16 protein-coding genes and 1 tRNA gene are annotated in these 17,915 nt (G+C 64.2%); 11 read left to right on the forward strand and 6 right to left on the reverse strand.

The annotated features are described in order from the left end of the window. Positions 1 to 18: 18 nt before the first annotated feature. The 3 genes from uxaC to AC0MRV_RS05715 all read right to left on the reverse strand — a co-directional run bounded on the left by uxaC (position 19) and on the right by AC0MRV_RS05715 (position 4,364). Positions 19 to 1,443 carry a glucuronate isomerase gene (gene uxaC / locus AC0MRV_RS05705; RefSeq protein WP_472763474.1) on the reverse strand — a complete coding sequence of 475 codons (1,425 nt, stop codon included), beginning with the start codon at positions 1,441 to 1,443 and terminating at the stop codon, positions 19 to 21. A 136-nt stretch (positions 1,444 to 1,579) separates the two neighbouring features. Further along, positions 1,580 to 3,436 (reverse strand): tagaturonate epimerase family protein, encoded by a 1,857-nt coding sequence (locus AC0MRV_RS05710; RefSeq protein WP_472763475.1) that lies wholly within the window; start codon positions 3,434 to 3,436, stop codon positions 1,580 to 1,582. A gap of 142 nt (positions 3,437 to 3,578) precedes the next feature. After that, positions 3,579 to 4,364 carry an SDR family oxidoreductase gene (locus AC0MRV_RS05715; RefSeq protein ID WP_472763476.1) on the reverse strand — a complete coding sequence of 262 codons (786 nt, stop codon included), beginning with the start codon at positions 4,362 to 4,364 and terminating at the stop codon, positions 3,579 to 3,581. A 98-nt stretch (positions 4,365 to 4,462) separates the two neighbouring features. Between AC0MRV_RS05715 and AC0MRV_RS05720 the strand changes: the two genes are divergently transcribed. Then, positions 4,463 to 5,632, forward strand: a complete 1,170-nt coding sequence (locus AC0MRV_RS05720; RefSeq protein ID WP_472763477.1) for a substrate-binding domain-containing protein — start codon at positions 4,463 to 4,465, stop codon at positions 5,630 to 5,632. Between the two features lie 66 nt (positions 5,633 to 5,698). Further along, positions 5,699 to 6,802, forward strand: coding sequence for a 3,4-dihydroxy-2-butanone-4-phosphate synthase (gene ribB / locus AC0MRV_RS05725; RefSeq protein WP_472763478.1), 1,104 nt, complete (start codon positions 5,699 to 5,701; stop codon positions 6,800 to 6,802). Positions 6,803 to 7,104: 302 nt separating this feature from the next. Here the strand turns inward: ribB and AC0MRV_RS05730 are convergent. Beyond that, positions 7,105 to 7,192 (reverse strand) — tRNA-Leu (locus AC0MRV_RS05730). Positions 7,193 to 7,380: 188 nt separating this feature from the next. Between AC0MRV_RS05730 and AC0MRV_RS05735 the strand changes: the two genes are divergently transcribed. Further along, a complete protein-coding gene (locus AC0MRV_RS05735) occupies positions 7,381 to 8,307 on the forward strand; it encodes a PocR ligand-binding domain-containing protein (protein WP_472763479.1) in 927 nt (308 codons plus the stop codon). Positions 8,308 to 8,352: 45 nt separating this feature from the next. Here AC0MRV_RS05735 and AC0MRV_RS05740 read toward each other — a convergent pair whose 3' ends face one another. Then, positions 8,353 to 8,817, reverse strand: a complete 465-nt coding sequence (locus AC0MRV_RS05740; protein ID WP_472763480.1) for a hypothetical protein — start codon at positions 8,815 to 8,817, stop codon at positions 8,353 to 8,355. Between the two features lie 334 nt (positions 8,818 to 9,151). On the opposite strand from AC0MRV_RS05740, the gene AC0MRV_RS05745 reads away from it, so the two are divergent. The 8 genes from AC0MRV_RS05745 to AC0MRV_RS05780 all read left to right on the forward strand — a co-directional run bounded on the left by AC0MRV_RS05745 (position 9,152) and on the right by AC0MRV_RS05780 (position 17,299). Next, entirely contained in the window at positions 9,152 to 9,442 is a 291-nt protein-coding gene (locus AC0MRV_RS05745) for a hypothetical protein (RefSeq protein ID WP_472763481.1), read from the forward strand. A 47-nt stretch (positions 9,443 to 9,489) separates the two neighbouring features. After that, entirely contained in the window at positions 9,490 to 11,823 is a 2,334-nt protein-coding gene (gene ccoN, locus AC0MRV_RS05750) for a cytochrome-c oxidase, cbb3-type subunit I (RefSeq protein WP_472763482.1), read from the forward strand. Positions 11,824 to 11,853: 30 nt separating this feature from the next. Next, positions 11,854 to 12,036, forward strand: coding sequence for a hypothetical protein (locus tag AC0MRV_RS05755; protein WP_472763483.1), 183 nt, complete (start codon positions 11,854 to 11,856; stop codon positions 12,034 to 12,036). Continuing rightward, on the forward strand, positions 12,029 to 12,583 hold the full coding sequence (locus AC0MRV_RS05760) for a cbb3-type cytochrome c oxidase N-terminal domain-containing protein (protein WP_472763484.1): 555 nt from the start codon (positions 12,029 to 12,031) through the stop codon (positions 12,581 to 12,583). The genes AC0MRV_RS05755 and AC0MRV_RS05760 overlap by 8 nt, the downstream gene beginning before the upstream one ends. Before the next feature lie 61 nt (positions 12,584 to 12,644). Continuing rightward, positions 12,645 to 14,045, forward strand: a complete 1,401-nt coding sequence (ccoG, locus tag AC0MRV_RS05765; protein WP_472763485.1) for a cytochrome c oxidase accessory protein CcoG — start codon at positions 12,645 to 12,647, stop codon at positions 14,043 to 14,045. A gap of 2 nt (positions 14,046 to 14,047) precedes the next feature. Beyond that, on the forward strand, positions 14,048 to 14,212 hold the full coding sequence (locus AC0MRV_RS05770; protein ID WP_472763486.1) for a hypothetical protein: 165 nt from the start codon (positions 14,048 to 14,050) through the stop codon (positions 14,210 to 14,212). A 13-nt stretch (positions 14,213 to 14,225) separates the two neighbouring features. Further along, a complete protein-coding gene (locus AC0MRV_RS05775) occupies positions 14,226 to 14,921 on the forward strand; it encodes a sulfite exporter TauE/SafE family protein (RefSeq protein WP_472763487.1) in 696 nt (231 codons plus the stop codon). Then, positions 14,912 to 17,299, forward strand: a complete 2,388-nt coding sequence (locus AC0MRV_RS05780; protein WP_472763488.1) for a heavy metal translocating P-type ATPase — start codon at positions 14,912 to 14,914, stop codon at positions 17,297 to 17,299. Before AC0MRV_RS05775 ends, AC0MRV_RS05780 begins: the two co-directional genes overlap by 10 nt. Before the next feature lie 120 nt (positions 17,300 to 17,419). On the opposite strand, the gene AC0MRV_RS05785 is transcribed toward AC0MRV_RS05780, so the two are convergent. Beyond that, complete coding sequence (locus AC0MRV_RS05785; protein ID WP_472763489.1) at positions 17,420 to 17,860, reverse strand: universal stress protein; 441 nt, start codon at positions 17,858 to 17,860, stop codon at positions 17,420 to 17,422. Between the last annotated feature and the right edge of the window lie 55 nt (positions 17,861 to 17,915).

Below are 17,915 nucleotides of genomic sequence, written 5' to 3' on the forward strand. Positions count from 1 at the left end.
CGACCAAGCGGAGGTGAATCAAGCGCGCGCGGTGTATTCGGCGTCGATTTCGAGACCGAAGAAGTCGCGGGCGTTGCCGAAGCAGATGTTCTTCACCATGCCGCCGATGAGTTCGAAGTCAGTCGGGAGTTCGCCGTTGGTGATCTCTTCGCCGATCAGGTTACAGAGCGTGCGGCGGAAATACTCGTGACGGGGGAAGGACATGAAGCTGCGCGAGTCGGTGAGCATGCCGACGAAGCGGCTGAGCAGGCCGAGGTTGGAGAGCGCATTCATCTGCCACTCCATGCCTTCCTTTTGATCGAGGAACCACCAACCGGAGCCGAACTGGATCTTGCCGGGAATGGAGCCGTCCTGGAAGTTGCCGATCATGGTGCCGACCATGTAGTTGTCGGCCGGATTCAGGTTGTAGATGACCATTTTCGGCAACTCGTCGGTGTCGTCGAGCGAGGCGAGGTAGCGAGACAGGGCGGGGCCCTGTTGGTAGTCGCCGATGGAGTCGAACCCGGTGTCGGGTCCGAGGTTGCGGAGCATGCGGGGGTTGTTGTTCCGCATGGCGCCGAGGTGCAGCTGCTTGGTCCAGCCGCGCCTGGCGTCCCAACGGCCGAACTCGAGCATGAGCAGCGAACCAAAACCGAGTTGTTCGTCGGCCGAAGGCACGCCGCCGTCGCGGACTTTTTGGAAAATGGCGCGGGCCTCGGCCAACGAGCAGGGGGAAGCGAGAGCGGTCTCGAGGCCGTGGTCGGAGAGGCGCCCGCCGACCGCGTGGAAGGCCGCGTGGCGTTTTTCGAGCGCGGTGAGCAGGTCGTCGAAGGACGCGATGTCGACGCCGGCGGTGGCGCCGAGCTTGGCGCAGTAGGCGTTGAAGGCGGCGGGGTCGGCGATGGCGTAGGCCTTGTCGGGCCGGAAAGTCGGGTAGACGCGGGTGGTGAGATCGGAGGCGTTGATCTGCTCGTGCAGATCGAGCGGGTCGGCGGGGTCGTCGGTGGTGCAGGCCACGGCGACACGTTGGTCGCGCAGGATCTGGTGGACGGGTTGGTCGGGCAGTTGCGCGTGCGCAATGTCCCACACATAGCGGGCGGTGTCGGGCGAGAGCAGGGTGTCGAGGCCGAAGGTGCGTTTCAGTTCGAGGTGCGTCCAGTGGTAGAGCGGATTGCGCAGGGTGTGCGGCACGGTGGCGGCCCAGGCCTCGAACTTTTCGTAGGGCGAGGCGTCGCCGGTGCAGAAGCGTTCGGCCACACCGTTGGAGCGCATGGCGCGCCACTTGTAGTGATCGCCGCCGAGCCAGATCTCGGCGAGGTCGGCGAAGGTGTGATTGTCGACGATGGCCTGCGGCGGCAGGTGGTTGTGATAATCGAAGAGCGGCTCCCGCGCGGCGTAATCATGGTAGAGGTGGCTGGCTGCTTCGCTATGGAGGAGAAAATCGTCGTGGATGAAGGCGCGCATGGGGAGAGGGGTGAGACTGAAGGGAGAGAGGTGCTCTTTGTTCTTTCTCTTTATCTTTCTCTTTCTCCCCACCGGCCGGAACCCGTCCGCTCCCCGGGGAGAAAGATAAAGAGGAAAGCGAAAGATTCCGGCGGGCTCAGGCCGCCGGAGCGATGGCGGCGAGGAGGGCGGAGTAGGTCGGCAGGGCTTCGAGGGCGGCGGTGGCTTCGGCGCAGGTTTGTGCACTGGCGAGGCCAGTGGTTTCGGCGAGGAAGATCAGGTAAGCGGCGACGCGCTTGGCGTAGGCGAGGCGGGCTTCATCGCTGATGGCGTAGAAGCGCGCGCGCTGGCGGTAGCCGGCCGCGGTGTGGTCGCCGAGCGCGGCTTTGTCGGCGCGACCGCCGGCGGCGAGCACGTAGAGAAAGTTGTATTCAAAAAACAACACACGCTCGGGGCTCGGGGAGAGTTTGGCCACGGCGGCGCGACAGGCTGCGGTCGAGGCGAAGAGCGTCGCGTCGTCGGGGGCGCCGTCGTCGAAACTGGCGCTGATGAAGCTGCGGGCGGCGGCGCGTTCGGTGGCGTCGTCGCTGAAGGCACCGGCGATGGCGAGGTCGACGGTGAAGGCATACCAGTCGCGCCAGAGCGCCCGGTCCGCCGGGTTGGTCGAGGCGTGCAGCGCTCGGCCCATCTCGTAGGTGTAGCGGCCGCTGGTTTTGATCTCGAGGTGGCTGCCGGTGAGTTCGCCCATGAGGCGGTAGTTCTCGGCGGATTTGCCGGAGCCGGAGTGGAAACCGATGCTAACGCCGAATTTTTGGCAGATATCCCATTGGGCCGTGATGAGTTCGCGGAGGCGGTCCTGATCCGGATAGGGGATGTTCTTTTGGAAGCCAAAGGCCGGGGCCACGAAGTTGACCGGCATGTCCATGGCCTCGCAGAGCGCGAGCATGATGCCGGTGGTTTCCGGCGTGGTGAGACCGGGGAGCTCGTCGATGGAAAGTTCGCGCAGGTAGGTGCGGCCGACCTCGGTGGTGAACGCGGCGGCGCGGGCGGCGGCGTAGAGCTCGTCGCGGCGCTTCATCTTTTGCATCGGCGTCCAGACGGTCGCGAGCAGTTCGGCGAAGGCGTGGTCATCGACGCTGAGCCCGGCCTCGGCCATGCGGGCTTTGACGCGGGCCTGAAGGTCGTCGTCGATCGACTTGATGTCGGCCGGCTCCTTTTTCGCCAGTTCGGGCGAGAGGTCGAAGGTGATGTAGGAGGCGAGCAGCGAACCGCGCACGAGGGCATCCTCGCGGGCGTCGAACTTGCCACCGATGGGCTGGTGGTCGGCGTTGAAGGACCAGGCGATGCGGCGCTGGTGGAAGCCGTTCTTGAGTTTGGCCAAGACCGAGCCGTGGCTCATGCCCTCGACGGATTGGCCTTGATGGCCTTCCGGCACGGAAGCGCCGATGAAGGGGAAGGGCACGGTGTCGAGGGTGTCGGCGAGCATCTCATCGACGTCGTAGACGAGTTCGCGCGGGATGGAGTTTTGGTTGGCGGTGAGACCGATGCCGAGGTGGGCCATGGCCCAATCGACGGCCGGCCAGTGCAGGGTGGTGAAGCGGGCGCCGACACCGAGGGTGCTCTGGCCGAGACGGGCTCCGGCCGTCGGGAAGACCGTGGCGTCGGCGTCGTGCTCGAGGATGAGATTCTTGAGCTTGAGCAGGTTCGTCCAGGTGGCGGGGAAGGCGACGGCGCCGGAAGGCAGGGTCACGCCATCGGTGAGGGTGTTCACCGCGGCGGTGGCGGCGGGGTCGGGTGACAGGACCCAGGCGCAGTCGCCGGTGCGGAGGTCTTCGCGCAGTTTCCAAGCGCCGGCCGCAGTGTCGAAACCGCTGGCGGTCCAGACGTGCAAGGCGTCGCCGCCGGTGAGCTTTGCACTCAGGCTCGGCCAATCGAGGCAGAAGTCGGGCGAGACGCAGGGGTTGGTGGCGATGCGGAGATCGTGCTCCAGCAGGAAAGCGTTGATGGCGGACATGGCGGAGGGGGGAGGGCTGTTTTAAACCACGAATGGACACGAATCGCTTCGGCTACCGCCTACGCACTGAGACCTGCATCTCGGAAGCGGAACGGTAGTGGAGCTCATTCGTGTCCATTCGTGGTTTCAAAAAAATCCGAGTTCAGATGGTCATGGAGTGGAAGCCGCCATCGACTTCGATCTCGGCGCCGGTGACGAAGCTGGAAGCGGCGGAGCTGGCGAGGAAGAGGGTGGCGCCGATGAGTTCCTTGGCGTCGCCGAAACGCTTCATCGGGGTGTGACCCATGATGGTCTCGATGCGGTCGGGGGTGAGCACCTTGCGGTTCTGCTCGGCGGGGAAGAAACCCGGCACGAGCAGGTTGACGCGCACGCCCTGCGTGGCCCATTCGCGGGCGATGTTTTTGGTGAGGTTGTGGACCGCGGCCTTGGAGGCCGAGTAGGTGAAGACGCGGGAAAGGGGCACGCGGGCGGAGGCGGAACCGATGTTGATGACCGAACCGCCGTCGGGGGCGTGGAGCAGGTGTTCACCGAAGACCTGGCAGGCGATGAGCACGCCCTTTACGTTGGCATTGATGATGCGGTCAAACTCGTCCTCCGGGATATCCATGAGCGGGGTGGGCGAGTTGACGCCGGCGCCGTTGACGAGGACGTCGATGCGGCCAGCGCGCTCCAGCACGGCGTCGCGCAGGGTGGTGAGGGACTCGCGCGACGTGGCGTCGGCGGGGTGGAACCACGCTTTGCCGCCAGCGGCGGCGATCTTCTCCAAGCGGGCGGCGGCTTTCTGTTCGTTGCGGCCGACCAGCACGACCTCGGCTCCGGCACCGGCGAGGCCCTCGGCCATGGCGCCACAAAGTTCACCGGTGCCGCCGATGACGACGGCGACCTTGCCGGACAAAGAGAAGAGGGAATCGAGGTAGGCGTTGCTCATGGGAAGGGGGCGAAGAGCGTAGCAGTGGGCCGGAAAGGCACGCAGGCGATAAACCGCATAAGGGTTTACAAAATGCGCAAGGACGCTTGGCTGGCGCGATGGTTGAACTGCGACGCAAACGGGTGGGAATCATGCTCTCGATCGAGACGGAGCACTGGCACGGCGTCTTGCAGGGATTGGCCGAGGGCTTTCGCGCGGAGCCGGCGGTGCAGGTGGTGAAGATCGCGCGTCCGGATAAGTTTGAGGCGGCGCGGTTGAAGCGCCTGCGGCTGGATGGGTTGATCACGCGGGTCGGCTCCAAGGCCGACGAAGAGGCGTTGCTGGCGACGGGGATTCCGGTGATCAACGTCTCGGGGCGGCGGGTCGGCGGGCGGCTGACCAACGTGATCAACGACGACCGGCGGGTGGGGGAACTGGCGGCGCGGTTCTACGCGCGACGGGGGTATCGGAATTTCGGCTACTGCGGCGCCGCGCGGCACCGGTCGTCGACCTCGCGAAAGGAAGGTTTTGTGGACCAGGCGCGCGCGTCCGGTGGTGAAGCCAGTGAGCTGGTTTTGCCCGAAATGCCGGAGGGTGACGCGCCCTCCCCGCAAGCGGTGAACCGCATCGCGGATTGGCTGGGCAAGGCGGAGCGACCGTTGGGGGTGTTTTGTTTCAACGACGCGGTGGCGCGGGCGGTGGCGGAGGCCTGTGCCGACATGGGGGCGTCGATTCCAGAGGATGTGGCGGTGCTCGGGGTGGACAACGACGACATCCAGCTCGGGTTCTCGGCGGTGGCGTTGTCCAGCATCGAGCTCAACCGGCGCCGGGTCGGTTTCATGGCGGCCGAGCGGATGGTGGAGCTGTTGATGAATCCGCTGCTGCCGGTGGAGACCCTGCTGGTGCCGCCCCTGAAGATCGTGGCGCGCGGCTCGACCGACAAACTGGCGGTGAACGACGAAGTGGTGGCGGAGGCGCTCGACTATTTGGCGGATCACCTGGGTAACACGATCTACGTGGACGAGGTGGCGCGGGCGGTGGGCGTGTCGCGACGTTCGCTGGAGATGCGTTTCAAGGCGGCGCTGGGCACAACCGTTTACGCGGAGGTGCAACGCCAGCAGTTGGAGCGGGCGGAGGTGTTGCTGATGGAGAACCCGAAGATGACCATCGCCGAGGTTGCCTACGCGTGTGGTTTTCAGGACGCGCGACACCTGAGTGTGGTGTGCCGGCGGCGGCTCGGCTGCACCCCGGGTTCGTTGCGGACCCGGAGTCGGTTGCCGGCCGAATAGCAGGGGCTGACGAAGTTGCGTGCGGCTTTGACAGGGGGCCGTTGTTGAGGCTGAGGTGGGGGAACCATGGAACCCGCTTCATCCGACGTTTTTGATTCCGTCGCCGACGCCATCCGCGACATCGCGGACGGCAAGCTTGTCATCGTGACCGATGATGCCGATCGGGAGAACGAGGGTGACCTGATCATGGCGGCGTCCAAGGCCACGCCGGAAACGGTCAACATGATGATCCGTTACGGCAGTGGCATTGTGTGCGTGCCGATGCTGGAGCCGGATCTGGCGCGTTTGGGGCTGGGGTCGATGGTGGCGCGCAACCGGGATTATTTCCGCACGGACTTTACGGTCACGGTGGATGCCCGCGAAGGGATCACGACCGGCATCAGTGCCAACGATCGCACGCGCACGATCCGGCTGCTGGGCGATCGGTCTTCGACGCCGGAAGATTTTGTGCAGCCGGGTCACGTGTTCCCGCTGCGGGCACGTCCGGGCGGGGTGTTGGAACGCGCCGGGCACACGGAGGCGGCGGTGGACCTGGCGGTGTTGGCGGGCCTGCATCCGAGCGGGATCCTGTGCGAACTCGTGAACGACGACGGCACGGTGAAGCGGGTGCCGGATCTGTTGAAGTTCAAGCAGGAGTTTGGCCTGCGTATGATCTCGATCGCGCAACTCATCGAGCACCGGCTGCGTTTCGATCGATTGGTCGATGAGGTGAGTTCGGCGCCGTTCGAATCGGAATACGGCACGTTCACCGCACACGTTTTTAAGAACCGCCTGGATAACCGGCATCACCTAGCGCTCGTGCACGGTGAAGTGGGACCGGAGGCGACCTTGGTGCGAGTCCATAGCCACAACCTGCTCACCGATGTCTTCAAGGATGTGCGGGAAACGGGCAGCGGCTCGGTCGGCCAAGCGATCCAGGCAATCGTCGCGAAAGGCGCCGGTGTGGTGCTGTGCATGGAGCCGGCGGATGGCTCGGCGGCCTTGGTGCGCAAGCTGACGCCGAACGCCGTGAGTGACGCGGCGGCGATGGACCTGCGCGACTACGGTGTGGGGGCGCAGATATTGCGGCAGCTCGGGCTCGAAAGGATCCTGCTGATGACGAACAACCAGCGAAAGATCGTGGGTCTGGAAGCCCACGGGATCGAGATCGAGGACACGGTGGGTTTCTGAGGTGGCGCCGGTAGGCGGCCACTCGCTCACGCTGGCGGCCACAAAAATGCGGTGGTGGGGTGCAAGGCAGAGCTACGACAGGTATCCGGCTGGCCTCGTCAGCCGAAGCCTTGGCGAAGGCTGGTGCCCGGGGTGGGACTGGTGAACCTGCGGCTCAGTCCTTCGGACTCGACCCTGGCGGGTCGCCCCATCTCCGTCCCGCCTGGCGGGACTCCGTCGACCCCACGTGGGTTCATCATCCCACCCATGCTGAGCTGCGAAACGCGGTTCTTGGCCTCGTCAGCCGAAGCCTTGGCGAAGGCTGGTGCCCGGGGTGGGACTCGAACCCACACGCCTTTAAAGGGCGGCGGATTTTGAGTCCGCTGCGTCTACCAATTCCGCCACCCGGGCAGGTGGGAAGGCCACGGAAGCTAGGCGTGGCATCGGGGCTGTAAATCCAAATCTCCCGGCAGAAAAGGACTTCTTCCGCCACGAGGAGCTGTGCTGATAGCCCCGAACAGCGTTATGCCAAGCCGATGCCGCGGATCGTTTCCCTGTTGAACGCGACCGCGAGACCTGCCAAGTCTCGGGGCACTCCGATGTCTTTGCCCGAATCTCCAGAAAAGCGCAGTCGCGCGGTGGTTGCCCAATTGAAGGAGTCCAAGATCTTCAAGGACTATCAGGACGCGTTCCGTGAGACGACCGGGATGCCGTTGAACCTGCGGCCGATTTCGGGGTTTGATCTGCCGCACCAAGGCGATCCTCAGGAGAATCCGTTTTGCGCCCTGATGGCGAAATCGAACCACACCTGCGCGGCGTGTTTGCAGTTGCAGGAGAAGATCGAAAAGGAGGCCTGCATGGAGCCGAAGTCGCTCAAGTGCTTCGCCGGTTTGTGTGACTCGGCGGTGCCGGTGCGGGTGGGGGAGAACCTCGTGGCGTTTCTACAGACGGGGCAGGTGCTCACGCATACGCCGACCAAAAAGCAGTTCTCCACCGTCGCGCGCCAAGTGCTGAAATACGGCACGGATGTGGACCTGAAAAAGTTGGAGGAGAAGTGGTTTCAGTCGCGCGTGGTGACGAAACGCCAGCATGAGTCGATCGTGCGCCTGCTGTCGATTTTCGCCCAGCATCTCTCTTCGCTGAGCAACCAGTTGATCGTGCGGGAGGAGACCTCGGAGTCGCCCGCCATTTCGCGCGCCCGCCAGTATATCTCTGATCACCATTCCGATGAGATGTCGCTCGAAGAGGTGGCCAAGGCGGTGAACATGAGCGCGTTCTACTTCTGCAAGATGTTCAAGAAGGCGACCGGCATGACCTTCACCGACTACTTGGCGCGCGTGCGCGTGGAGAAGGTGAAGAACCTCCTGCTCAACCCTCACAAGCGGATCAGCGAAGCGGCCTTCGAGGCGGGGTTTCAATCGCTGTCGCAGTTCAATCGGGTCTTCCGCAAGATCGCCGGCGAGGCGCCCACGGCCTACCGGGAGCGCATCGAGGGGTCGACGCCCGGCGCCCGGCGCGTCGGTTAAGTCGTCGCCCGGTTTGCCCGCAACGGATGGGCGGGGAGGGCGAAACTAGCTGCGCGAGGAGGTGGAGTGTTCCTGCTCGTGGCGAACGCGACTCTGGCAAACGGCGCAGAAGGAATCGATTTCGCGACGCGCGACCGCATGCAGCGCGGCCTTCAGATCCTGCAAGCTGGCACTGCGCTCGGTGCCGGAGAGTTCGGATAGCTCCGCTTCGTCGATAAACAGGGTTTCCACGATCGCCTGTTCGGCGGTGGAAAAATAGGTGAGGAGCGGGTTTTTGCCGCACACGCAGCCGAGCCCCACCGAGCGGGCGACACTGTTGCCGGTATGGCGGCGGAACTGGGGTTGGCGCAGCTCGTCGAGCAGTCGGTCGAGCGTCCAGTCCATCAAATGCACCAGCGTGTCGGGGTGCGCCATGGGTGAACTGACGCGTTCATTGCGCAGCAACGCCTCCCACCGCTGACGCAGGTCGGGGCGTTGCGTCTGAAGCGCGCGAAGAAAGCCGTCGTGCATGGCTTAAGTATTGCCAGAAGCACGTCGAATGAGCTCCGCGTGTGTTGCTCATGGGTGAGCACAAATTGGCGGTTGCATGCCGCACATGTTGGCACGCCGTGGGGCGGCCACAGAGGGGAGCTGTGCAATCCTTGCCCGCGGCGAGACGGGGGTGGCCACCAATAAATGCGCAGCGCTGGGCAACGCTCGCGGAGTAAACCCGATCAAGGTCGGCTAGCATGCAGCCGTTTAATGAGAACCTGTTTCCCGGTGCGGCGCCCTTGATGTCCCAAACATTTCCGCCGCCTCGGACGAACGGGTTAGCGCCCCTCAACCTTTTCCCGACCAACCTGCCATGTCCGTCATTCCGCTTACGCTCACGATCAGCCTCTGTCTGGTCTTCACGTTTGTTATCTTTTTCCTGCGCGAGCACGGCCGCCAGCGATTCAGCTCCGCCGAGAGTGACGCCCTGATGCCGTTGGCTGATGAGACGCCGCGCCTGGTGCCGGTGCGAAGCGGCTCAAGGGCGCGTCATGCCCACGACCACGAGCACGGTCATGAAGATGGCGCCTGCGGGTGCCGCACCGGTGAACGTCCGCCCTGCGTCGGTTGCCTGCGCCGACACGGTGCCGACGCCGAGGCCTGAACCCTTTCAACCCCACAACTGCGTCTTTCGCCCATCGCATTTCTGCCATGCCAGCCCGTAACCTAACGATCGAATACAACGATAAAGTCGTCCGCCAATTCATGATCGCGTCCATTTTCTGGGGCGCGGTCGGCATGTTGGTGGGGGTGCTCATCGCCTCGCAGCTGAACTTCTTTCAGCTCAACTTCAGCACGTCGTTCCTGACGTTTGGCCGACTGCGGCCGCTGCACACCAATGCGGTGATCTTCGCGCTGGTGGGCAACATGATGTTCGCCGGCGTTTACTACTCCACCCAGCGTCTGGTGAAGGCGCGCTTGGGCAGCGACTTCCTCTCCTCGCTGCACTTCTGGGGTTGGCAGGCCATCATCGCCAGTGCGGCGGTGACGCTCCCGCTGGGTCTCACCCGCGGCAAGGAATACGCCGAGCTCATCTGGCCGATCAACATCGCGGTCGCGGTCATCTGGGTCGTGTTTGCGATCAACTTTTTCTGGACCCTGGCCAAGCGCAACGAGCCCAGCCTCTACGTCGCCATCTGGTTCTATATCGCGACCATCATCACCATCGCGATGCTCTACATCGTGAACCACTTGTCGTTGCCGACGAGCTGGACGCACAGCTACGGTGTGTTCGCCGGGGTGCAGGATGGCCTGGTGCAATGGTGGTATGGCCACAACGCGGTGGCCTTCTTCCTCACGACGCCGATCCTTGGCATCATGTATTATTTCCTGCCCAAGGCGGCGGGACGACCGGTCTACAGCTATCGCTTGTCGGTCATTCACTTCTGGTCGCTGGTCTTCGTTTACATCTGGGCGGGACCTCACCACCTCCTCAACACCGCGCTGCCCAACTGGCTGCAGATGCTCGGCATGACCTTCTCGCTCATGCTGTGGGCACCGTCCTGGGGCGGCATGCTGAACGGTCTCTTCACCCTGCGCGGCGCTTGGCAGAAACTGCGCACCGATCCGGTGATCAAGTTCTTCGCCGCCGGCGTGACGTTCTACGGCATGGCGACCTTCGAAGGTCCGCTGCTTTCAATCAAGTCGGTCAACGCGCTTGGTCACTACACCGACTGGATCATCGGCCACGTGCACGCCGGTGCGCTCGGTTGGAACGGCTTCATGGCCGCGGGCATGTTCTACTTCCTCGCGCCGAAGCTCTGGAATAAGAAGCTACACTCCCAGTCGCTCGCCAACCTGCACTTCTGGTTGGGCCTCGTGGGCATCCTGATCTACGTCGCCGCGATGTGGACCTCGGGCATCACCCAGGGCCTCATGCTCAACTCGACCACCGAGGGCGGCACGCTGCTCACGTATCCGAACTTCTTGGAAACGCTCAACAGCATCCGTTGGCTCATGGGTCTGCGCATCATCGGTGGCGGACTCTACTTCGTCGGCTGGCTGATCATGGCCTACAACCTCTGGCGCACCATTGCCGGCGCGCAGGCGGTCAATGGCACGGTCGACGTGGTGGTCGAGGAATCGGCGCACGCGCACGAGGAGAAACCGCTCGGGGCGGTTGTCACCTTCATCAATCCGCCGGTGATCTTCTCCGTGGTCGGCACGCTCTTTGCCTGCGTGTGGATGTTCGGCAATTCGGTCCTCCAGATTGTGGGCATCTTCGGCACCGCCGCCGCGGTCATCCTGGCCTGGATTCACTTCGAGTCGAAGGGCAAGCGTTGGGCCGCCTGGTATGAACGCCTGCTGGTGAGCGCCGCGCCCTTCACCGTGCTCACCCTGCTCGCGGTGGCCATCGGCGGCATGGTGCAGATCCTGCCCGGCGTGGTGAGCAAGCACGCAGCCAGCGTCGAGGATCGCCTCCAGCACGTTTACACCCCGCTCGAGCTCGCCGGCCGCGACATCTACGTCGCGGAAGGGTGCTACAACTGCCACTCGCAGATGATCCGCACCCTCGTCCCCGACGTGCTGCGCTACGGTGACTACAGTCGCCTCGGCGAGTCGGTCTACGACCATCCCTACCAGTGGGGCTCCCGCCGCACCGGGCCGGACCTCGCCCGCGTCGGCATGAAGTATCCAAATTCCTGGCACTACCGCCACATGGAGGACCCGCGTCAGATCTCGGTCGGGTCCAACATGCCGCCGTATCCGTGGCTGCTCGAGAACGACACCGACGTTGCGGCGCTCCCGTCCAAGATCAAGGTGCAGCGCACGCTCGGGGTGCCTTTCGCCGAGATGAGTGACGAGGAGATCCAGGCCCAGGTCGACGCCCAGGCCGCGGAGATCGTGGAAAACCTCAAAGCCGAGGGCATCTACGTCGCGCCCGAGAAACAAATCGTGGCCCTCATCGCCTACCTGCAGCAGCTCGGCAGCTACCAGGATCTGTCGCAGTCCACCGCCCAGGCGGCGGGAAATCCCAACCTTTGAAATCCTAAATCCCAAACCAGGAACCGCATCATGTTTCGACGCCTTCTCATCGAAGACTGGACCGCGATCTTCACCCTCGCGGCCTTCATCACGGCCCTTTCGGTCTACGTGACGATTTTCTATCGCACCGTGCGCATGCGCCAGTCCCGGGCGGATGAGCTCGCCCATCTCCCCTTCGCCGACGAAACCACCCCGACCTCCAGCCATGAGTGATTCTGAAAAACTTCCGCCCCTCGACGAGGAAAGCAAGCGGCCGCATGTCTACGACGGCATCGAGGAGTTCAACAAGCGGCTGCCCAACTGGTGGCTGTTCACCCTCTACATCACCATCGTGTTCTGGGTCGGCTACTGGTTCTACTACGCCCAGTCCGGCATCCCGACCAGCGACGGCGACAAGGTGGAGGCTGAGATCGCCCGTATCCAGGCGGCCAAGCTCTCGACCGACCTCGTGATTGATGACGCGCACCTCTGGCAAATGAGCCAGACCGACAGCTTCATCGCCGGCGGCAAGGCGACCTACGATTCGCTCTGCGTGGCCTGCCATTTGGCCAGCCTCAAGGGCAAGGGCGAGAGCCCGGCCGCGATCGGTCCCGACCTCACCGACAACGAATGGGTTCACGGCGGCAACCCGACCGATCTCTTCAAGGTCGTCACCGAAGGTGTCGCCGCCGCCGGTATGCCCGCCTGGGGCCCCGTGCTCGGCACGGAAAAGACCGCCGAAGTTGTCGCCTACGTTCTCAGCCACCATCAAGCGCCCTGATTACCCACCCAAGGCCTCGTGTTGCCGAACCGCACGAGGCCTTCTTACCCAACCCGCCTAGATGTCGCAAGCGCCCAAACCCAATGTCGATTCGGTCACGACGATCCGTGAAGATGGATCCCGCTTTTTCCTGCACCCGGCAGATGTAAAGGGGTTCTTCACCCGTCACCGACGGTGGACGGGTCTGGTGCTCATCGCGATCTACCTGTCGCTGCCTTGGATCAACATCGGCGGGCATCCCGCGGTGTTCCTCGATGTCGCGGCGCGGCGCTTCCATCTCTTCGGCTTGGTGCTGGCGTTTCAGGACGTGTGGCTGCTGTTTTTCGGCATCACCGGGCTTGGGTTCGGCTTGTTCTTCATCACCTCGCTTTTCGGTCGCCTCTGGTGCGGCTGGGCCTGTCCGCAGACCGTCTTTCTCGACCATGTCTACCGGCGCATTGAACGCTGGATCGAGGGTGACGCGGTGGCCCGGCGCAAACTCGACGACGCGCCGTGGGGGCGCGAAAAGGCGATCAAGCGCATCGGTAAACAAGTCGCATTCGTCATCGTCTCGCTCGTCATCTCACACCTCTTCCTCGCCTACTACGTATCGGTGCCGGAGTTGTGGAGCATGATGCGATCGTCCCCGTGGGAACACTGGAACGCGTTCCTCTTCGTCTTCGTTTTTTCGGGCATCATTTACTTCAACTTCGCGTGGTTCCGGGAGCAGCTCTGCATCGTCATCTGCCCCTATGGTCGGCTGCAATCCGCGCTCACCGATGACAACACCATGGTCATCGGCTACGACGCCAAGCGCGGCGAGCCCCGCGGCAAGCCCGCGACCGCCGGAGTGGGGGACTGCATCGACTGCAATCGCTGCGTGCAGGTCTGCCCGACGGGCATCGACATTCGCCACGGTCTGCAGCTCGAGTGCATCGGCTGCGCCGCCTGTATCGATGCCTGTGATACGGTGATGGACAAACTCAAGCGGCCCACCGGTCTCATCCGCTACGATTCGCTGGAGGGGCTGGAAGGCCGCAAGACGAAGTGGGTGCGCCCGCGCACCATCCTTTACAGCTTCCTGCTGTTGCTCGGGGCAAGTGTGGCGACCTATGCCATCTCCACCGTGCGCCCGGCCAACTTCATGGTCACCCGCATGACCGGCGCGCCTTACATCGTGACTGATGAAGCGGTCCGCAATCAGTTCCTGGTGCGCGTGGTCAACAAGCGCGATGAGGCCCAGTCCTTTCGGATCGAGTTGCGGGATCTGCCCGCCTTCGTCGGAAGTTCCGGTTTCACCAACGAGGTGGAGCTGGCGCCGCTCGCCGAACAGGTGGTGCCGCTCGTGCTGCTCGTGCCGCGCGACGACTACGATGGTCGGTTCCACGTGGAGGTCATTTTGCATGACGGCACCGGATCCTACACCCTCGAGCGGCAGATTGAGTTTGTCGGTCCCGATCCCCGTTTGCTCGAAAAGGAATAAGCATGCCGTCCTCCGAAAAGTCCGAGATGCCGATGTCGGCCAAGTCCCTGTGGATCGGCGTGGGCCTGCTGTTTGGGCTGATGGCGGTTGCCTGGACGGTATTGTTCACCGTGGCGTCCAAGAATCCCGTGGAGTCGGTGCCGATCGAGCATCGCGCAGAACCCTGAACCCTGCCGCGCCGTGGACCTTGCCGCCATCAACACGCCGACTGCCGCCCTGCTGGCCGGGCTCGTGACGAGCCTGCACTGTGCCGGGATGTGCGGACCGCTGGCCTGCATGCTCGGTCCCACCCGCGGGGACAAGGTCGACGCCACCACGGTGAACACGATCTACCACGTGTCCCGACTGGCTGGATACACCACGCTCGGGGTCGTGGCTGGGGCGATCGGCATGGTGCCGCGGTCGTTCTTCAACGAAGAGATCGTGCGCTGGCTGCCGTGGTTATTGGTGGTGTTTTTCCTCCTCGTCGCACTGCGCTTGGACCACCGGTTGCCGCGCCTGGTGTGGCTGTCGCGCTGGTCGCTCAAGATTCAGGCGAAGCTGCGTGCGAAGCCGCGCACGCAGGTGGCCGCGGCCATGGGCCTGCTCACGCCGCTGCTGCCGTGCGGCCCCTTGTATTTTCTTGTCACTCTTGCCGCCATCTCCGGGTCGGCGCTGCGGGGGGCGGAGTTCATGCTGGCTTTCGGCATCGGCACGGTGCCGATGCTGTGGCTGGCGCAAACCCAATTCGGCTGGCTCCGGCGGCGACTTTCGCCCGTCGCGTTGGCCCGGTTCCAAACCGTGCTCGCAGTGGTCGCGGCGGTGGTGATCAGCTGGCGCCTGCGCGCGACGCTCGGTTTCGACGGACCTTCGGTGGATCAGTTCCTATGTCACTGAGCGGTGATTCCAGCGGGCGGACGGCGCGCAAAGTCGAGCAGCGAGCGATTGCCTGCCAACACTGTGGCTCGCCGTCGCCGGCGGGCAGTGAGTTTTGCTGCGCCGGTTGTGCCTACGTGTTTCGCATGATCCACGACGAGGGTCTGGATGCGTATTACCAAATCAAAGACGACCTCACGGTGCCCGCCGACGGCGCGCTGGGGCAGGCGCGCGACTACGGTTGGCTGACCAGCCTGCAACGCGAAGCGGAAGCCGCGGTCGCGGAATCCGGCCGTTTGCCGCGGCTGCAACTCTCCGTGCAGGGCCTGTCCTGTGCGGGCTGCGTCTGGCTCATCGAAAAGGTCTTCGCCAAGGAACCGGGTGCCGCGCGCATCGAAATCAACGCGCAGACCGGCCAGGTGCGCCTGAGCTGGCGTGTCGAATCGGAGCCGGCGTTCAGCGCGGCCAATTTCGCGGCCACGCTGCAGCGCTTCAATTACCTGCTCGGTCCGGCTGGGGCCGAGGGCGCGAATCGCAGCGAGAGCCGCGAGCTCGCGAAACGCATCGGCCTGTGCGGAGCCTTCGCGATGAACGTGATGCTCTTCACCCTGCCGGCCTACTTCGGCATGGAGGCGAGTTTCACCTACGCGCGGCTTTTTGACACCCTGTCGCTCGGTTTTGCGACGCTGAGCCTGTTGGCCGGCGGCGGGTTCTTCCTGGCGCGTGCCTTGCGGGCGCTGCGCGAGCGTTCGATCCACATCGATCTACCGATCGCCGTGGGCATCGTCGGCGCGTATCTGGGGTCGTTCTACGGCTGGATCACCGGTCAGCCGGATTACACTTACTTCGACTTTGTCGCCGGTTTCATTCTGCTGATGTTGGTTGGCCGTTGGGCGCAGGTGACCGCAGTGGAACGCAACCAGCGCCGATTGCTGCAACAGCAACCCACGCCACCGCGCCTGCGGGTTTATGGCGACGATGGCGCGATGCAGGAGTTGCCCCCGGAAAAGCTGCGGGCCGGCATGAGCTTTGGCGTGGGCATGGGCCAGACCGTGCCGGTCGAAGCCAAGTTGGAGGGCGCGGAGGCGGACTTGAACCTGGCCTGGATCAACGGCGAGTCGGAGCCGCGCGTTTTTCGCGCCGGACAAACCGTCGCCGCGGGCGCGCAGAACGTGGGCCGGGCGGAGGTGCGGTTGCGCGCCACGCAGGATTGGTCGCAATCAATGCTGGCCGAGCTGATGGAAAGCCATGAGCGCGGCACCGAAGGTGAGCGCCTCATCGAGCGCGTGATTCAGGCCTACCTCGTCGCCATTTTCTTCATCGCGACAATCGCCGGCATTGGTTGGTGGTGGTCGACCGGTGACGGTTTGCGGGCGGGCGCCGTGGTGACGGCGGTTTTGGTGGTGTCCTGTCCCTGCGCGCTCGGGCTCGCCTTTCCGCTGGCCGACGAGATGGCGACGGTGGCGCTGCGAAAACGTGGCTTGTTTGTGCGCGCCGGCGACCTGTGGGGACGCCTGCAGCACGTGCGCAAGCTGGTCTTCGACAAGACCGGCACGCTCACGCTCGAGAACCCGGTCCTGGTCGACGACACCGCCCTCGACGGCCTCACCGGTGAAGCGCGCGCGGCGCTGCACACCTTGGTGCGCGACAATCCGCATCCGGTCAGCCGCGCCATCATGGAGGCGCTCGTCCGCCACGACCTGCCTCCCGTCATGCCCGGCGAAATCACCGAAACCGTCGGCCAAGGTGTGAGCATCGGCGATTGGTCCTTGGGTCGCGCCGGCTGGCGCGACGCGGGCCCGGCGGACGGTGCCACGGTGCTGACGTGGAACGGGCAGGTCTTCGCGCGGATGGTTTTCAAAGACGAGGCGCGACGCGATGCGCAGGTGGAGATCGCACGCCTGCGGGAGCGTGGCCTCGACGCCTTCATCCTTTCCGGCGACGAGACGGCCAAGGTCGCGCACATGGCGCGAGAGCTCGGCCTGCCGCCCGACAACGCCTACGGCAACCAAAGCCCGCAGGCGAAGGCCGCGTGGCTTTTGGAGCACGGCGCACACGATGCGCTCATGCTCGGTGACGGTGCCAACGACAGCCTGGCGTTCGACAAAGCCCGGTGCCGCGGCACGCCGGTGATCCACCGTGGCGTGTTGGCGGAGAAGGCCGACTTTTATTACCTCGGCCAGGGGCTCGGCGGCCTGCGCGCCTTGTTCGAAGTCAACGACGTCCGCCGCCGCACGCACCTCGTGCTGCTGGTTTTCATGATCGCCTACAACGTCACCGCCGTCGGCCTGGCGGTGGCCGGCCACATGAACCCGCTCTTCGCCGCGGTCCTTATGCCGCTCAGCTCACTGGCCACGCTGGCCATCGTCGGCATCGGCATGCGCCGGGCCTGGCGGTGAGTAGGTCGCTGGTTCAGCGGCAAGCTGTAGCCGGAGTCGGTGACCCGGGGATGGGAAATGGACAACCGCGAACCGGGGTCACCGACCCCGGCTACAGCAATGCTTCTACTCTGGAGGCCTCTACTCGGCTTTGGGCGGGATGATCAGGACCGGGCAGGGCGCTTTCTTGAGCACGCCGTGGGTCGTGGAGCCGACCAGCAGGTCGTAGAGGGCGGTGTGGCCGTGGGAGCCCATCACGATGTAGGCGGCTTCGAGTTCCTTGGCCTTGTTGACAATGGAGCTGACGGCAGGACCGGAGGCCGTCGCCGAGGAGGCGTCGACGCCACGATCCGAGAGTTGGCGCAGCAGGTGTTCGAGCTGCCGCGCGGAGGCTTTCTCCGTGACGGATATGATTTCCTGCACGTTTTCGACCGCGAGACCGTAGTCGGCCGTGACGGTGGGGGGCTGATTGGCGTGGAGCAGAACCACTTTGCCGTCGACCGCCGAAGCCAGATCGATGGCGGCATCGATCACATGGGCCGTGGCGGGGGAGAAGTCGACCGGGGTGAGTATCGTCTTCATGGCGAAAGTATAGGCCGATGTGGTCAAAATGGCCACGCATGGATTGTTTTTGTGT

The sequence above is a fragment of the Actomonas spartinae genome, assembly GCF_051209155.1.
Classification (GTDB): Bacteria; Verrucomicrobiota; Verrucomicrobiia; order Opitutales; family Opitutaceae; genus Actomonas.

Coding starts and splice junctions, on each gene's coding strand:
- uxaC (WP_472763474.1), bottom strand. CDS start 1,443: ATGCGCGCCTTCATCCACGACGATTTTCTCCTCCATAGCGAAGCAGCC.
- AC0MRV_RS05770 (WP_472763486.1), top strand. CDS start 14,048: ATGCCGTCCTCCGAAAAGTCCGAGATGCCGATGTCGGCCAAGTCCCTG.
- AC0MRV_RS05735 (WP_472763479.1), top strand. CDS start 7,381: ATGTCTTTGCCCGAATCTCCAGAAAAGCGCAGTCGCGCGGTGGTTGCC.
- AC0MRV_RS05710 (WP_472763475.1), bottom strand. CDS start 3,436: ATGTCCGCCATCAACGCTTTCCTGCTGGAGCACGATCTCCGCATCGCC.
- AC0MRV_RS05760 (WP_472763484.1), top strand. CDS start 12,029: ATGAGTGATTCTGAAAAACTTCCGCCCCTCGACGAGGAAAGCAAGCGG.
- AC0MRV_RS05755 (WP_472763483.1), top strand. CDS start 11,854: ATGTTTCGACGCCTTCTCATCGAAGACTGGACCGCGATCTTCACCCTC.
- AC0MRV_RS05745 (WP_472763481.1), top strand. CDS start 9,152: ATGTCCGTCATTCCGCTTACGCTCACGATCAGCCTCTGTCTGGTCTTC.
- ccoG (WP_472763485.1), top strand. CDS start 12,645: ATGTCGCAAGCGCCCAAACCCAATGTCGATTCGGTCACGACGATCCGT.
- AC0MRV_RS05720 (WP_472763477.1), top strand. CDS start 4,463: ATGGTTGAACTGCGACGCAAACGGGTGGGAATCATGCTCTCGATCGAG.
- AC0MRV_RS05740 (WP_472763480.1), bottom strand. CDS start 8,817: ATGCACGACGGCTTTCTTCGCGCGCTTCAGACGCAACGCCCCGACCTG.
- AC0MRV_RS05780 (WP_472763488.1), top strand. CDS start 14,912: ATGTCACTGAGCGGTGATTCCAGCGGGCGGACGGCGCGCAAAGTCGAG.
- AC0MRV_RS05715 (WP_472763476.1), bottom strand. CDS start 4,364: ATGAGCAACGCCTACCTCGATTCCCTCTTCTCTTTGTCCGGCAAGGTC.
- ccoN (WP_472763482.1), top strand. CDS start 9,490: ATGCCAGCCCGTAACCTAACGATCGAATACAACGATAAAGTCGTCCGC.
- ribB (WP_472763478.1), top strand. CDS start 5,699: ATGGAACCCGCTTCATCCGACGTTTTTGATTCCGTCGCCGACGCCATC.
- AC0MRV_RS05785 (WP_472763489.1), bottom strand. CDS start 17,860: ATGAAGACGATACTCACCCCGGTCGACTTCTCCCCCGCCACGGCCCAT.